Annotated in this window: 15 protein-coding genes and 1 tRNA gene; 9 read left to right on the top strand and 7 right to left on the bottom strand. The window is 58.2% G+C overall.

From position 1 onward, the window contains the following. Position 1: 1 nt before the first annotated feature. The 6 genes from ACR0CE_RS05815 to speB all read left to right on the top strand — a co-directional run bounded on the left by ACR0CE_RS05815 (position 2) and on the right by speB (position 7,431). Entirely contained in the window at positions 2-1,012 is a 1,011-nt protein-coding gene (locus ACR0CE_RS05815) for an imelysin family protein (RefSeq protein WP_480831403.1), read from the top strand. A 3-nt stretch (positions 1,013-1,015) separates the two neighbouring features. After that, positions 1,016-2,101 (top strand): DUF1513 domain-containing protein, encoded by a 1,086-nt coding sequence (locus ACR0CE_RS05810; RefSeq protein ID WP_480831401.1) that lies wholly within the window; start codon positions 1,016-1,018, stop codon positions 2,099-2,101. A gap of 100 nt (positions 2,102-2,201) precedes the next feature. After that, the gene (gene speA, locus ACR0CE_RS05805; protein WP_480831399.1) at positions 2,202-4,091 is read left to right on the top strand and encodes a biosynthetic arginine decarboxylase; all 1,890 of its coding nucleotides are present in this window, start codon (positions 2,202-2,204) and stop codon (positions 4,089-4,091) included. A 22-nt stretch (positions 4,092-4,113) separates the two neighbouring features. Continuing rightward, complete coding sequence (locus tag ACR0CE_RS05800; RefSeq protein ID WP_480831397.1) at positions 4,114-5,337, top strand: saccharopine dehydrogenase family protein; 1,224 nt, start codon at positions 4,114-4,116, stop codon at positions 5,335-5,337. A gap of 85 nt (positions 5,338-5,422) precedes the next feature. Further along, positions 5,423-6,592 (top strand): carboxynorspermidine decarboxylase, encoded by a 1,170-nt coding sequence (gene nspC / locus ACR0CE_RS05795; protein ID WP_480831395.1) that lies wholly within the window; start codon positions 5,423-5,425, stop codon positions 6,590-6,592. Beyond that, positions 6,589-7,431 carry an agmatinase gene (speB, locus tag ACR0CE_RS05790; protein WP_480831393.1) on the top strand — a complete coding sequence of 281 codons (843 nt, stop codon included), beginning with the start codon at positions 6,589-6,591 and terminating at the stop codon, positions 7,429-7,431. The genes nspC and speB overlap by 4 nt, the downstream gene beginning before the upstream one ends. Here the strand turns inward: speB and ACR0CE_RS05785 are convergent. Next, a complete protein-coding gene (locus ACR0CE_RS05785) occupies positions 7,428-8,018 on the bottom strand; it encodes an HD domain-containing protein (protein WP_480605317.1) in 591 nt (196 codons plus the stop codon). The genes speB and ACR0CE_RS05785 overlap by 4 nt on opposite strands. 101 nt (positions 8,019-8,119) lie before the next feature. On the opposite strand from ACR0CE_RS05785, the gene ACR0CE_RS05780 reads away from it, so the two are divergent. Further along, positions 8,120-8,953: a LysR family transcriptional regulator gene (locus tag ACR0CE_RS05780; RefSeq protein WP_480831391.1), complete on the top strand. Its 834-nt coding sequence runs from the start codon at positions 8,120-8,122 to the stop codon at positions 8,951-8,953. Positions 8,954-8,955: 2 nt separating this feature from the next. Here ACR0CE_RS05780 and lptF read toward each other — a convergent pair whose 3' ends face one another. Beyond that, a complete protein-coding gene (gene lptF, locus ACR0CE_RS05775; RefSeq protein ID WP_480831389.1) occupies positions 8,956-10,095 on the bottom strand; it encodes an LPS export ABC transporter permease LptF in 1,140 nt (379 codons plus the stop codon). A gap of 437 nt (positions 10,096-10,532) precedes the next feature. Here lptF and ACR0CE_RS05770 point away from each other — a divergent pair, with 437 nt between their 5' ends. After that, on the top strand, positions 10,533-10,751 hold the full coding sequence (locus ACR0CE_RS05770) for a hypothetical protein (protein WP_480514514.1): 219 nt from the start codon (positions 10,533-10,535) through the stop codon (positions 10,749-10,751). Between the two features lie 164 nt (positions 10,752-10,915). Here the strand turns inward: ACR0CE_RS05770 and ACR0CE_RS05765 are convergent. After that, positions 10,916-10,991, bottom strand: a tRNA-Trp gene (locus ACR0CE_RS05765). Positions 10,992-11,132: 141 nt separating this feature from the next. Between ACR0CE_RS05765 and ACR0CE_RS05760 the strand changes: the two genes are divergently transcribed. Further along, positions 11,133-11,837: a lysophospholipid acyltransferase family protein gene (locus ACR0CE_RS05760; RefSeq protein WP_480831386.1), complete on the top strand. Its 705-nt coding sequence runs from the start codon at positions 11,133-11,135 to the stop codon at positions 11,835-11,837. Here ACR0CE_RS05760 and ACR0CE_RS05755 read toward each other — a convergent pair. The 4 genes from ACR0CE_RS05755 to ACR0CE_RS05740 are packed head-to-tail and all read right to left on the bottom strand — an operon-like array spanning position 11,834 to position 15,669. Then, on the bottom strand, positions 11,834-12,079 hold the full coding sequence (locus ACR0CE_RS05755) for a MoaD/ThiS family protein (protein WP_170346142.1): 246 nt from the start codon (positions 12,077-12,079) through the stop codon (positions 11,834-11,836). The genes ACR0CE_RS05760 and ACR0CE_RS05755 overlap by 4 nt on opposite strands. Further along, on the bottom strand, positions 12,072-14,327 hold the full coding sequence (locus ACR0CE_RS05750; RefSeq protein WP_480831384.1) for a xanthine dehydrogenase family protein molybdopterin-binding subunit: 2,256 nt from the start codon (positions 14,325-14,327) through the stop codon (positions 12,072-12,074). Before ACR0CE_RS05750 ends, ACR0CE_RS05755 begins: the two co-directional genes overlap by 8 nt. Then, positions 14,327-14,806 carry a (2Fe-2S)-binding protein gene (locus tag ACR0CE_RS05745; RefSeq protein WP_209597982.1) on the bottom strand — a complete coding sequence of 160 codons (480 nt, stop codon included), beginning with the start codon at positions 14,804-14,806 and terminating at the stop codon, positions 14,327-14,329. The genes ACR0CE_RS05750 and ACR0CE_RS05745 overlap by 1 nt, the downstream gene beginning before the upstream one ends. After that, the gene (locus tag ACR0CE_RS05740) at positions 14,803-15,669 is read right to left on the bottom strand and encodes an FAD binding domain-containing protein (protein WP_480831382.1); all 867 of its coding nucleotides are present in this window, start codon (positions 15,667-15,669) and stop codon (positions 14,803-14,805) included. Before ACR0CE_RS05740 ends, ACR0CE_RS05745 begins: the two co-directional genes overlap by 4 nt. Between the last annotated feature and the right edge of the window lie 99 nt (positions 15,670-15,768).

Genomic DNA, 15,768 nt, shown 5'->3' with positions numbered 1-15,768 from the left:
CATGCGAGTTTTTACCCTTGTTGCAGTGTTGATCATGCCACTTGCCGCGCAGGCACAGGATCGCGCGCCGATCCTGATGGATGTGACTGAAACCCATATCCTGCCCCGGTTCGACACGCTCCCGGAAACGACGGGCGCGCTGGTCAGCGCATCCCTGGTTGAGTGCGATCCGACCTCACCGGCGCTGCGCGCGGCCTACGATGCGGCTTTTGACAGCTGGATATCCGCCAGCCACCTGCGGTTTGGTCCGACCGAGATCGATGACCGCGCTTTCGCCATGGCTTTTTGGCCCGACACGAAAGGGTTCACATCCAAAGCGCTATCCCAGCATATCGCAACCGAGGATGACACCGTGCAAAGCCCGGAGACCTATGCCGAAACGTCCATAGCAGGGCGCGGGTTCTTTGCTCTCGAACGGATGCTGTTCGATCCCAATTACGCGGAACAGGGCAATGCCGAATATCGCTGCGCGCTGATCAGGGCGATCACGGCGGATATCGATGCCAATGCCCGCGCGATGGCGCAGGACTGGCACAGCTATGCCCCAAGCCTTACCCTACCCGGAGAGAACAGCCGCTACCGGACGCAGGACGAAGCGATGCAGGAGTTGTTCAAGGCCCTGTCTACCGGTCTTGAGTTCACGGCGGACACTCGGCTGGGTCGCCCCATGGAGACATTCGACCGCCCCCGTCCGAACCGGGCCGAAGCGTGGCGGTCCGGGCGGTCTTTGCGCCATGTGGAACTTTCGCTGATATCCTTGCGGGATTTAGCCGCACGGCTGTCTTTTGATCACCCCGAAATCGCGTCGGAACTGGACGCTGCGTTTGCACGTGCCATCCAGAACGCTCAATCCATTGACGATCCCTCGCTGGCCGGGGTTTCAGATCCCCAAGCCCGGTTCCGGATCGAGGCGCTTCAACAGTCGATCCACGATATCCGCACCATCGCCGTGACCGAGCTGGGTCCGACATTGGGGATCAGCGCAGGATTCAACTCGCTGGACGGAGACTAACCCGTGACGTCACGCCGCCATTTTCTTGCCGGTCTTGCCGCAGCCGCGATTTCCCCGGTCCGCGGGTGGGCCTCGGCCGGTTCGCCTGATTTTCTGGCCGCAGGGCTGTTTCCCGACGGGTCCTTTCGACTTGCCGGGTTGAGCACATTGGGGAAAATCGTGTTCTCCGTGCCTCTACCCGGACGCGGACATGCGGCCGCAGCCCATCCGCACAAGGCCTTTGCGGTCGCGTTTGCCAGACGTCCGGGCACCTTTGCCATCGTCATCGATTGCGCAACCGGCGCGCAGATTGCGCAGCTAAATGCCCCTGAAAGCCGACACTTCTACGGCCACGGCACATTCTCGGCAGATGGCGCGTATTTTTATGCCACCGAGAACGACTACGAAGCCGGGACAGGTATTATCAGTGTCTGGGACGCTGAAAGCTTTTCGCGTCTGGGTGAGTTTTCATCTGGCGGAATAGGCCCGCATGACATGCGCCTGATGCCCGACGGGGAAACGCTGGTGATTGCCAATGGCGGGATCGAAACCCACCCCGAAACCGGGCGCACAAAGCTGAACCTGCCGACGATGGCACCCAACCTGAGCTATCTCACCCTGTCGGGTAGGATCCAAGAGCAGGTGTCGTTACCTCACCAGCTTCACAAGAACTCGATCCGCCATCTGGCGGTGCGGAGCGACGGTCTGGTTGGCTTTGCCATGCAATGGCAGGGCAGCAAGTCCGAACACCCGCCCCTGTTGGGCTTGCATTGTCAGGGTGAAGCCCCACGCCTGCTGGCGGCACCGGATCACGAACAAAGCATGTTGCAGGGATACGCTGGCAGCGTCGCGTTTTCAGCCGACGCCGATATGATCGCAATAACCTGTCCGCGCGGCAATGCGCTGCACCAGTTCGACATAACCAGCGGCACACTCACCGGCGCCTTCGCGCTTGAGGATGTCTGCGGGCTTGGGGCCGGGGCGGGCGGGTTGGTCTTTACCACGGGAACAGGCGCCTTCGGGACATTGACGGGCGCGCGCCCAACTGTTCGAACCCGCGCCGAATGCCAATGGGACAATCATCTGATCCCGATCCACCCGTCCGCGTAACATTCGGAATCCCCAATCAGATAGTTTACACTTGGAAGAATCAAACTGCTGCCGTATTGGCGGGCGCGAAACTGGCACCCTACGTTAAGGACCGACTTGATTGAAACAGACGCCCGACGCACCGCATTCCATCTACGGAGTTGAGAAATGGGGCAAAGGCCTCATCGAGGTGACCGAACAGGGCGAGATCGGTCTGCGCAATCCCATGGCCCCCGAGGCAGCGGCGATCAGCCTGCCCGGTATCCTCAGCGATCTGGACGACCGTGGCATCAAAGCACCGATGGTTCTGCGCGTCGCGTCTTATCTGGAACACGAAATTGCCCATCTGAACGAGAGCTTTCGTGATGCGATTGCGCGCGTGGGCTACACAGGCAGCTATCGCGGCGTATTCCCGATCAAGGTGAACCAGCAGGCGCAGGTTGTTGACCGGATCGTCGAGTTTGGAAAGAAATACAACTATGGGCTCGAGGCCGGCTCCAAACCCGAACTGGTGATTGCGCTGGCGCATCGTCTGGCCCCCGAAGCGTTGATCGTGTGTAACGGTGTCAAAGATGCCGAATTCATCCAACTGGCTATTCTAAGCCGCAAGATCGGGTTCAACACGGTCATCGTTTTGGAAAGCCCGAAAGAGGCCGACACGGTAATCGAAGTTTACAACGAACTGGGCATCGAGCCCCTGATCGGTGTTCGGGTGAAGCTGACCAACCAGATCAGCGGCAAATGGGAAGAAAGCTCGGGCGACCGCTCGGCCTTTGGGATGAACACTGATCAGCTTATCGCCACCGTAGACAAGCTGAAAGACGCGGGGTTGCTGCACTGCCTCAAGCTGCAGCATTCACATCTGGGCAGCCAGGTTCAGGATGTCAACGATGTGCGCCGTGCTGTGGGCGAAGCCTGTCGCTATTACACCGAGCTTACGCGCGAAGGCGTGCCATTGACCCACCTGGATCTGGGTGGCGGCATGGGGGTCGATTACACCGGCGAAAAGAAAGCCGCCGAAAACTCGATCAACTACACGGTCGAAGAATACTGTGCCAATGTCGTCGAAACCGTGGCCTACGCCATGGACGAGGCAGAGGTGGACCACCCGACACTGGTCACGGAAAGTGGGCGTGCCGTGGTGGCGACGTCCTCGATGCTGGTCTTCAACGTGCTCGAAAGCACGCTTTACGATGCGCCCAATGGCCCCGAGGTTGATCCGGATGACCACCACTTGGTCTCGGACCTCGCCGCGGTGCACGGATACCTCTCTCGCGACCGCCTGCAGGAATGCTGGAACGACGCCACCTTCTATCGTAACGAGCTGCGCGCCCTGTTTCGTCGCGGCTATGTCGACCTGCGTCAGATGGCCCGGGCCGAACGGATATACCTGTCGCTGATGGCGCGGCTCAAGGCGTTGGCCGCGTCAGAGGATCTGGAAACGGACCTGAATGACCAGCTTGAAAAGGTTGCTGATATCTATCACTGCAACTTCTCGCTGTTCCAGTCGCTGCCAGATGTCTGGGCCATCGACCAGTTGCACCCGATCGTGCCGCTGCAATATCTGAACCAGATCCCCGACCGTCGCGCCGTGCTGTCCGACATCACCTGCGACAGCGACGGCAAGATTGACCGGTTTATTCTGGCCGACGGTGTGTCCCCCAGCCTGCCGGTGCATTCCCTGCCTGAAGAGGACGAATATTTCATGGGCGTCTTCTTCGTTGGCGCCTATCAGGAAACGCTGGGAGATCTACACAATCTCTTTGGTGACACCAACGTGGTCACCATCGACCTGCGCCCGGATGGCGGCTTTGACCTGCTGCACGAACAAGAGGGCGACACGATCAGCCAGGTTCTGTCATATGTCGAGTTCGTCCCGCAGGATTGCGTCGCCGCCTTCCGCAAAATGGTGGATGAGGCGATTTCGACTGGCACCCTGAAAGCCAAGGACCGCAAAACCCTGATGAGCGCTTACCGCGACTCGATCAACGGTTACACCTATTACGAATAACCCCTGAGAGGAGATCACCCCCATGGGCACTTTGAGTGGCAAAACACTGGTTGTCGGCGCGGGCGGCGTATCCCACGCTGCCGTGCACAAGATGGCAATGAATTCGGATATCTTCACCGAAATCACGCTGGCCAGCCGCACGAAATCTAAATGCGACGCCATCGCCAGATCGGTGAAAGACCGTGTGGGCGTTGATATCGCGACCGCCGAACTGGACGCCTACAAGGTCGAAGACACAGTAAAGCTGATCAAGGAAACCGGTGCTGAAATCCTCGTAAACCTCGCCCTGCCCTATCAGGATCTGGTGCTGATGGACGCATGCCTTGAGGCGGGCATTCATTACCTTGACACCGCGAACTATGAGCCCGAGGACGAGGCGAAGTTCGAATACCACTGGCAGTGGGCCTACAAGGAGCGGTTCAAGGCGGCCGGCCTGACCGCCATCCTTGGTTCGGGCTTCGATCCCGGTGTTACATCCGTCTTTGCCAAATGGTTGAAAAAGCACAAGCTGGACACCATCCGCCAGATCGACGTGCTTGATGCCAATGGTGGTTCGAACGATCAGGAATTTGCCACCAACTTCAACCCCGAAATCAACCTGCGCGAAGTGCTGGCCGAAGTGCGCCACTGGGAAAACGGCGAATGGAAGCACTCTCCCGCCATGACCCACAAGGTCGAATTCGACTTCCCCGCCATCGGCCCCAAGAACATGTACCTGATGTATCACGAGGAACTGGAGTCTCTCAGCACTCACTTCCCCGAGATCGAGCGCGCCCGCTTCTGGATGACCTTCGGTGACGCCTACATCACCCACGCCAAGGTTCTGGAAAATGTCGGCATGACCCGCATCGACCCGGTGATGCATGACGGCAAGGAAATCATCCCGATCCAGTTCCTGAAAACCCTCCTGCCCGATCCCGGTGATCTGGGCGCGGAAACCAAGGGCAAGGCCTGCATCGGCGATATCGCCACAGGTCAGGCCAAGGATGGCTCGGGCGAAAAGACCTATTACATCTACAATATCTGCGATCATCAGGAATGCTACGCGGAAGTCGGCAGCCAGGCTGTCAGCTACACCACCGGTGTCCCCGCCATGATCGGCGCGGCGCAGGTGCTGAAAGGCAACTGGACCGAGCCCGGCGTTTGGAACATGGAACAACTCGACCCGGACGACTTCATGGCCATGCTGAACGAACATGGCCTGCCGTGGCAGGTCCATGAACTCGACGGCCCGGTCACCTTCTGATCCGCTTCAGCTTCATCTGGCCCTAAATATCCCGGGGGTCCGGGGGCAGCGCCCCCGGCCTCTCCACCAAACGGAGACGCCGGTTATGTCCGACATGATGACCACACAGGCCGGAGACGCCGGCGCCTTCCGCAATTTCAACCTCTCCCGTGTACCCAGCCCTTGCTTTGTGGTCGACGAAAAAGCGGTTGAACGGAACCTGAAAATCCTCGCCGATGTAAGAACCCGCTCCGGCGCGCGTGTTCTCAGCGCGCTCAAGGCGTTTTCGATGTTTTCGCTCGCCCCGTTGGTACGCCGACACCTTGTGGGCACCTGCGCCTCGGGTATCTATGAAGCCCGGCTGGGACGCGAGGAATATGGCGGAGAGGTCGCCACCTTCTGCGCCGGGTACAAAGACGCGGATATCGACGAAATCCTGTTGCTGTCCGATCACGTCATCTTCAACTCCGCTGCCCAAAAGGACCGGTTTCTCGCCAAAGCCCAAACCGCCAAAGTGCAGGTTGGCCTGCGCATCAATCCGGAACATTCCGAAGGCGAGGTTCCGAAATACGATCCCTGCGCCCCGTGCTCGCGCCTTGGCACACCAGTCAGCCAACTGACCGCCGACACGTTGCGCGGCGTTGACGGCTTGCACATGCATACGCTTTGCGAACAGGGGTTCGAACCGCTGCAACGCACGTGGACCGCCATCGAACCGAAGCTCAAACCCTACCTTGATCAGCTCAAGTGGCTGAACTTCGGCGGTGGCCACCACGTCACCCGCGATGATTATGACCGCGACGGGCTGGTGGCCTTCCTCAAGGACATTCGCGAAACCTATGGCATTGATGTTTACCTTGAACCCGGTGAGGCTGTGGCGCTGGACGCAGGTATTCTGATCGGTGAAATCCTCGACCTGCCGACCAACGGCATGAACCTCGCGATCACTGATATCTCGGCCACATGTCACATGCCCGACGTGATCGAGGCCCCCTATCGCCCTGCCCTTATGGATGAAGCCAAAACAGGCCATACCTATCGCCTTGGCGGCCCGTCCTGTCTGGCGGGTGACGTGATTGGCGACTACACTTGGGACAAGCCGCTGGAGATCGGACAGCGTTTTGCCTTCCTCGATCAGGCACATTACTCGATGGTCAAGACAAACACTTTCAATGGCGTCCCCCTGCCCACAATCGCCCTGTGGAACAGCGAAACGGACGAGCTGAAGATCATCCGGCAGTTCGGATATGACGACTTCAAGGACAGACTCTCATGAGCATTTTTCTCGACAGCGAATTGACCGCATCCGAACGCACCGAAGATGCCCGCTTTCGCGTGGTCCCGGTGCCTTTGGAGCGCACGGTCTCTTACGGGTCCGGCACGGCCAAAGGCCCCGAGGCAATTATCGAGGCCAGTAATGAACTGGAACGCATCACCGGTCACGCGGAGCCCTGTGTCGAAGGAATTTTCACCGAAGAACCGCTAAATTGTGACGGCCCGTTGCCCGAGGTAATGGAACGCCTTGCGCACCGCACCGAGGCTGCAATTCGGGCTGGAAAGGTACCGGTCACTTTGGGCGGCGAGCATTCCCTCAGCTATGGCGCAGTGATAGGTGTGGCCCGTGCGCTAAACCAACCCATCGGCATCGTCCAAATCGACGCCCATGCCGACCTGCGCAACGCTTATCAGGGCGAAAAACACTCTCACGCCTCAGTGATGCACCTGCTTGCCGAAGAAGGCGTTCGGCTCGCCCAGTTCGGTGTTCGCGCTTTTTCAACTGAAGAGGCCCAAAGCCGACTGAGAAACCACGTCTTTCACGTGGATGCCGAGGAACTGGTGACAGGTAACATCCATTCGGTCGACCTGCCTGCAGACTTCCCCGAGCTGGTCTATGTCAGTTTCGACGTCGACGGGCTGGATCCATCGCTGATGCCCGCCACCGGAACACCGGTGCCCGGTGGGTTGGGCTATTACCAGGCACTGCGGCTGGTCGAGCACGCGCTCAAGGGGCGCAGATGCGTGGGCTTCGATGTGGTTGAGCTGGCCCCGGACGGCAATTCCGCCTGGGACTTCACCACAGCTCAGATTGTCTATCGCCTGATGGCTGCCTGTTAATCTTCGGCAGTTTCGTTCAGTTCCATATGGCCTTCGCCCTTGCTCAGGATGCGGCGCAGCATGGGTTCAAAAAACTCCAGCGGTTTCGTCGGATAGTCTGGGTCAAACGCCTTCTGATCGTATTCATGGCAGAAATAGCGGCAGTCCTCCCAATGGGGGCTGTCGCGATACTTGTCGCGCGCGTTGCGGTCTCCTCCAAGGTGGTGGTTGTAGTAGTAACCCTGAAACACGCAATGGTGCTTAAGTATCCAATAGGTTTTCTCGCTGACATAGGGCTTCATCATCGCCGCTGACAGCTCTCCATGGTTGTAGGGTGACAGAATGTCGCCGGTATCGTGGATCAAAGCGGCGACCACCAACTCCTCATCCGCGCCATCCTCATAAGCCCGGGTCGCGGCCTGAAGGCTGTGCTGATACCGGTTGACCGGATAGGGTGTCCATTCCTCGTCCAGTGACCGAATGGCGTCCAGAATGCGATCCGGCAAGGCGGCATTATACGCCTCTTCATAATCCATAACGGCGTCCCAGTCGGCCTTGGTGGCATTCTCAAAACTGGTCCAGGTCGGTTTGTGGCTTTTGTCCAGCATGGCTGATCCTTTGGCGTGTTTCCCGAAGCCGACAATATTACGAGTCGCAACTTCAAAAAAATGAATTGATTTTATCACAATGATCAAAAAATACTCTCGGTATGCGAACCAAAGCTTTGGAAACCTTTCTATGTGTGGCCGAGACAGGTGGTTTTCATGCCGCTGCCCGCAAGCTGAATGTGACTCAAACGGCCGTCAGCGCGCGCATTCATTTGATCGAAGAAGAAACCGGCAGACCACTGTTTACCCGCGGAGCCGGTGGCACGGCGCTGACCGAGTTTGGCAGACAATTCAAACCATATGCAGAACAAATTCTGTCCCTTTGGGCCTTCGCGTCGCGGGATTTACCGTTGCAGACACAGAACCGTCCAGCGCTTCGGTTGGGTAGTCAGCTTAGCATCTGGGACCCTTTGCTTGTGGATCTGGCTGTTCGGTTTGAACAGCGCTTTGACAAACTGCTGCTGACACTGAATTACGACCACGATCTGAACATGGTTGAAGCTGTGGCGACCCATGTGCTGGACGTGGCGATCACGCATGAAACGCCATCAGACCGACGCGTCACCTACCACGAGCTGGAACCGGAGCTTCTAACCCTGGTCAAAACCCCGCAAGCAGCAACAGCAGAAAACGATTTGGTCTTCGTCAACCTTGAACTTGGAGAGATTTACCAAGACCACGTCAGATCGGCCGTGCGACGCGCCTCGGGGCAGATCTTGTTTCTGGGAAATTGCATGATGGCGCTACGTTATGTCTTGCATAGAGGCGGATGCGGCTACTTCCCCGATTACGTCATTTCGCAACATCTGGCTTCGGGTGCACTCGAACCGGTAGAGGACAGTGTGAGCCTGCGGCTGCCGATGTATCTGGTCGCCCGTAGTGATCGCGAAGAATTCGACGACATTCGTTGTTGTCTGGAAGAACTTCGAACCTGAAATCAAGCGGGTGTTGGGATGACCTCGGACCTGCGCGCACGTTTCCGCATAAGTGGACGACCTGCGACAAGCAGAAAACAGCACGAGATCAACACACCCATAACGGCAGGAAGGTAAAGCAGCACCCAAAGCTTCGGGTCATCGATCACAACCGGGGACACAAACCCGCGAACACCTTCAAGCAGTACAAGAATGGTAAAGGCACCCAAAATCTGAGGCCACAATCCAAACCGTGAAAAGCTGCCTAACATCAGGGTTGAATAACCCGCCAGCGATACGGCGATGCAAATGGCTATCCAGGAAAATCGCTGATGCAGTTCTTCGATCAATTTACCCTGGCTGAACCCCTCGGTTTCAGAAATCGCATCCCGGTTGAGGATCAGATCAGAGGTTGGAATGGCTTCGAGGCTGCGGTTTGCCAACGGGCTTGCGTTCGTCAGTTGCGAAATGTCATATGATGCGTCCTGAAACAGGGTCGAGGACAGAACCCTGCCCGCCTTGTTCAAACGCAGCGCCACCCCATCGACCATCACCAGATGAATTCCCGCGTCGTTATTGACCAGATAGGCTGTCACGCTGGAATAGCTGACCGCGTTTTCCGGGTCGCGGCGATCCGATACGAACACCTCGTGCAACGTACCGTCCAGATCGATGCCACCGATGTAAACCGTAACATCTTCGGCAGGGTGCAGAAATTCACCTTCATTCAACAACTGCGCTGTCACATCTCCTGCAACTTCGGCTTGCCGGAATTCCAGTTGTTGGACCGAGGCCGGGCGCAGGAACACGCTGATGGCGGCCATCATCAGACCGGTGATCACACCGAACAAAACTACGGCACGCGCCAGTCGCCACGGGCTTGACCCGGTTGCCAGCATCACTGTCATCTCGCTTTCGCGGCTCAATCTGTTGGTCGCATAGACAGCAGCCGCAAACACCGCCATCGGCATAACCGTACGAACCAGCGTCGGCAGGGTAAGCGCGGTGAATTCAAGAAACACCATAGCGGACTGGCCACCGCTGATGACTTTGTCAAACAGGCTGACGGAACGGGTGATCCAGAACACACCCACCAGGACAAGGGTGAAGAAGCCGAATAAAACCAGCAATTGCCGCAGGAAATATCCATCAAAACGCGACATGTATCCTCATCCGGCTGATTGCGTCGTGGCCGGACAATAAGTCAATCGCCCACCCAAGGAAACCTCGATTACCGCCTCAGAACTGGCATCGGCGGTAACCTAGTTATTCGGACATGGGAAGGGCGCGCTCAACCACAAGCGCGCCCCAGCCACAGGTGGGAAAAACAAAACAGCGTCATGTACCGAACGTGAGCGCCAACTCGTAACAATTGTAAGTAAAGCGGGATTCTAGTGATTGGTCTGTGACTTAGTTCACCTTTGGACCGTTCGCATGAACACTCTTGTAGACATCTGCCCCAGCAAAAAGTTAATGACACGTTAACGTCTTGTTTCCAGCCCATTCACTGTTCTACCCACATAATGAAATCTGTTGGTTTTGGTGAGTGTCCGGGGCAGGACGATTGCGAGTAACAGTATCAGTTGGCACAAGGGGTCCGATGGCAATGCATAAACCTTCGACATCAGAAGCCGCTGCACTGAATGCGCAATTACTGAAAAAGACCGACTCGGATTACGATGTCGCTATGTGGGCCGCGTGTGCATTGATGGCGCTCCACTCAAACAAGCCGGCGGTGTTTCAAGAATATCAGCATATGTGGGCTGAAAAGCTGGATGCCGTAGGTCCGCACGAAAACACAGGTGCCAACAAAAGATAATAACAGGGCACGATGGCCTCGCACCATTGTAGCAGTGTTGCCGAAGCCAATTCTGCGACCAGTAATGACCCAAGCGCGAATTGGCTGAAGACAGGCAAAGCGAACTCAAAGGCTGAAACCCATTCACCCTTTGATATCACAACTTAGTATTCGGACGATTTCAATGGCAGGGGCAGCAGGGTTCGAACCCGCGACCTACGGTTTTGGAGACCGTCGCTCTACCAACTGAGCTATACCCCTGTAGTGAGCCCCAGATATGCCAGCCGCGCGGCGGACTCAAGAGGCTTTTTCAGATTCCGAGCCACGAAATGCCCGGACAAACAAGTTGCGCAAACCGCGTGGTGCGCTAAGACAAGGACCGGTTAGCAGAAGGAACCCGGCGTGAACCTCCGTAAGAAGATTGTAGACAGCGAAGCTGTGCTAAACTGGGTGGCGCGTCGGATTGCAAACTATATTCGGCTGGTACACCGCAATACACGCTGGCAGCGCATCGGCTATGAAGAGCTGGACCAGTTGGCCGAACAGGGTGAGCCGGTCATCGTTGTTCTCTGGCATCAACGGCTGGCGCAGTCGCCCTATTTCTTCCCACTCGACAAGGGGCGCATCTGTTCGATTACATCGTCTGCGCGGGCTGGCAGCATGGTGGGTCGCGTGCAAAAGCTGTTCGGAATGGACACGATTGCCATGTCCAGTCATCAGCGCCACGTGGCGTTATCACGCGAAGTGCTTGGAAAGATGAAACAGGGAATATCCATTGGCATAGCGGCGGACGGACCCCGTGGACCAGAGCGGGTTTTGTCAACGGTTCCGCTGGTCTGGGCGCGCACATCAGGCAAACGCGTGTTTGGTATTACCTTTTCGGCGAAACATGGGCGCGAAGCAGGAACATGGGATCATCTATTGATGCCCCGCCCATGGGGTAACGAGGGGGTGTTTCTGTGCCGGGAATGGACAGAAACAGTTCCGCGCAAAGCCAGTGAAGACGAAATCGAAACCCTGCGCCAAAGCCTTGAGCAGCATATGAACGATATCACGGCCGAGGCAGACCGATTGGTCGGGCGCGAACCTTGGTCGCCTGACGCTTAACCGCCCCTCAGCCTTTGCATCAGATAGACTTCACTACCCTCTGGAATTGGTTCGGTCAGTCCGGTCGCGATCACGCGCCCGTCGACAGCGATAGACACGCCAGCGTCGATGGGTGCCTGAAGCTGCGGATGTGCACGCACGAGCGCGCGCAGCAACTCGCCAGTGGTTTTGGCCTCGACCTCAACCACCTGCTGACCCCCGGTCAGTGACCGGAGGCCGGACCAGAGGTGAACCTCAACCATTGTCCTTGAGAGCGGCCAGAATACGTGGCGGCGACATCGGCAACCGCTTCATCCGCACGCCAGCCGCGTTGGACACAGCGTTGGCAATGGCGGCCAGTGGCGGCACGATACCCGTCTCACCCACACCGCGAACGCCAAACGGGTGGCCCGGATTCGGAACCTCGACGATCACGGTGTCGATCATCGGCAGGTCGCTGGCCACCGGGATGCGGTAGTCGAGAAAGATCGAGTTCTGCAAGCGACCGTCTTCGCCGTAGATATATTCCTCGTTCAGGGCCCAACCGATACCTTGCGCTGCACCGCCCTGATACTGGCCTTCGACATAGGTCGGGTGGATCGCCTTGCCCGCGTCCTGAATGACCGTGTAGCGGGTCACATTGGTCTTACCGGTTTCCGGGTCAACCTCGGCATCGACGATATGGGTGCCAAAAGACACGCCGGCACCTTCGGGGGTTGCCTCGAAATGGCCCGAGATCGGACCACCCGTGCGGCCCATATCAGCGGTGATATCGGCCAGCGGCATCGGATCGAAATCGCCTGCATTCGGGCCTGAGGGCACCGCACAGCCGTTTTCCCATTTCACCGCATCAACCGGGATGCCCCATTTGGCCGCGGCCCGTTCGCACAGTTTCTCAACCGCGTGTCTCGCAGCTTTGATCGTCGCCAGCCCTGACGCGTAGGTCACGCGAGAGCCATGGCTTACGTCATTGTAGCCCAGCGTGGCCGTATCGGCGATGGTCACCCGGATGTTTTCATACGGGATGCCCAGAACCTCGGCCGCCATCAGGGCCATCGACGCGCGCGAGCCACCGATATCAGGCGTTCCGACCATCACCTGAGCCGAGCCATCCTCGGACAAGGCAAGCGAAACGCTGGTCTCGCCACCATGGTTAAACCAGAAGCCACAGGAAATACCGCGCCCCTGCCCCGGCTTCAGCGGAGCTGAATAATGAGGATGCGCCTTGGCTGCCTCCAGCGTTTCGACAAGACCGATGCGCTCGTAGGTAGGTCCATAGCTGGCTTTCGTGCCCTCATGCGCGGCGTTCTTCAGGCGCACCTCAACGGGGTCGAGACCCAGCTTGTTGCACAACTCGTCAATCACGGACTCGACTGCAAAGGCGCCCATTGGTGCACCCGGCGCGCGGTACGCTGCCTGCTTTGGGCGGTTGGACATAACGTCATAGCCGATCTGCTTGACGTTGGTCAGGTTGTACGGCGCAAAGGCACACATGGCTGTCATGTCGCCCGGCGCACCGGGAAAGGCCCCGCCCTGCAAGCGGAAAACACCCTGGGCCGCCGAGATCGTGCCGTCTTTCTTCATGCCGATCTTGACGTCCATCGAGGCAGACGAAGTCGGACCAGTGGCCCGGAACACCTCGGACCGGGTCATCACAAGCTTGACCGGGCGATTGGCCTTACGGCTGAGCGCTAGTGCGACGGGTTCGATGAAAACGGTTGTCTTACCGCCAAACCCTCCGCCAATCTCAGACGCAGTGACGCGCAACTGCGAGGTTTCAATTCCCAGAAGCGCGGCACAGGTTTTCTGCGCAATCCAATGCCCTTGTGTCGTGCACCACAACTCACCTTTGCCGTCATTACCCAATATGGCCAGACAGGCGTGCGGTTCGATATAACCCTGATGCGTCGCTTCAGTGACGAAACTGTCTTCAATGACCAGATCCGCTTCGGCAAATCCGGCCTCGACATCGCCGTGACCACTTTCATGATAGCGGACAACGTTCGGGTGCATTCCTTCCGGCACGGAATAATCCGCTGCCCCTTCGCGGATCACAGGCGCGTCCGGTGCCATCGCCTTATCCACATCGGTGACGTGGGGCAGAACTTCGTATTCGACCTCGATCAGCTTGAGCGCGTCACGCGCCGCCAATGCCGAAGTCGCAGCGACCGCTGCAACCGCGTGCCCGTCATATAGCGCTTTCTCACCGGCCATAACGTTTTCCAGAACGTTGTAGAATTCACCTTCCAGACCGGGCTTGAACGGCACTTCAGCAAAGTCGGCACGCGTCACAACAGCTTTGACATCCTTGTGCGCCTCGGCTTTCGACGTGTCGATTTTCACGATCCGCGCATGAGCATGAGGTGAGCGCAGGATCGCGCCATGCAGCATTCCCGGGGCGTAGGCATCCGCTCCGAATTTGGCGCGGCCGGTCACCTTGTCCAGACCGTCGGGACGGTTGGGGCGGGTGCCGACAAAAGTGAAGTCTGATTTACGATCGTCCAGAGCCATTACGACGCCTCCCGCATCTCAGCCGCCGTATCCATCACGGCGCGAATGATCTTGTCATACCCAGTACAGCGGCAGAGGTTGCCTGCCAGCCAATACCGCGTCTCTTCCTCGGTCGGGTTCGGGTTTTTCTCCAGCAACGACTTGGCCGCCACCAGAATGCCCGGCGTGCAGATGCCGCATTGCAGGGCGGCGTATTCGATCATCTTCTTTTGCAGCGGGTGCAGAATATCACCGTCGGCAATGCCTTCGACCGTTTCGATCTGCTTACCTTCGGCCTCGACACCCAGCATCAGACATGAACAGACCAGACGGCCATCAACGGTGACCGAGCACGCGCCGCAATCGCCGGTGCCACAGCCCTCTTTCGCGCCTGTCAGGTTCAGCTTGTCGCGCAGACAATCCAGCAGGGTTTCACGCGGATCACACAGGTATTCGACCGCATCGCCATTCACGGTGGTGGTTACGTGGAGCTTTTTCATGCGTTTTCTCCCTTCGCGCGGGCATAGGCAATTTTCGCGGCGCGCTTGGCCAGAACGCCTGCGACCTCGGTACGGAACGCGATCGTGCCGCGCTTGTCGTCAATCGGGTTACAGGCGACAGAGGCGGCGGCGGCCAGCGCATCCAGGGCCGCATCATCCAGCGCGCTGCCGATAATGGCCTTGGCACAGTCTTCGACCAGCAGAACGGTCGGGGCCACAGCGCCCAGTGATACGCGGGCCTCGGTGATGGTGTCGCCGTCAAGACGCAGGTTCACACCAACGCCAACCACCGCGATGTCCATTTCGGTGCGGGGGATAAACCGCAGATAGGCATCGCCGCCGTTTTCACCACGCGCAGGGATATTGACCGCCGAGATCAGTTCGCCTTTGGCCAGCGAGGTTTTGCCGGGGCCGGTCGGAATATCCTCGACCGCGACTTCGCGAGTGCCGTCCGGGCCGGTCACGGTAACAGTCACACCAGCTGCGACCATGGCGGGCACGGAATCAGCCGCAGGTGAGCCGTTACACAGGTTACCGGTCGGTGTTGCGCGCCCCTGCACCTGGGTTGATCCGATCAGGTCCATCGCCTCGACCACACCGGGCCAGTCACGACCCAACTCGGGATGCTCGCTCATTTCGGCACCGGTTGCGGCAATTCCCAATGTCCAGCTTCCATCAGCCTTGTGGGTAATGTCGTGTACACCGTTGATTTTCTTGATGTCGATCAGCGTATCAGGCGTCACCAACTCCGAGCGCAGCTGCACCAAAACGTCGGTGCCGCCCGCCAGAAAGCGCGTGATGCCCGTCGCATTTGCGGCCAGAGCCGAAGCCTCGGCAAAGCTGGCGGGGCTGTGATAATCCATAATGCTACCTCGCACCTGTTGGTCAGGGATATCTGGGTTCGGGGCGACGTTAATTCACCACCCACCTGACGTCCATGGGCCGAGCGACCAAATTTAACC

Source organism: Ruegeria sp. L11, from assembly GCF_056531755.1.
This window is presented reverse-complemented; position numbering and strand designations above follow the sequence as displayed.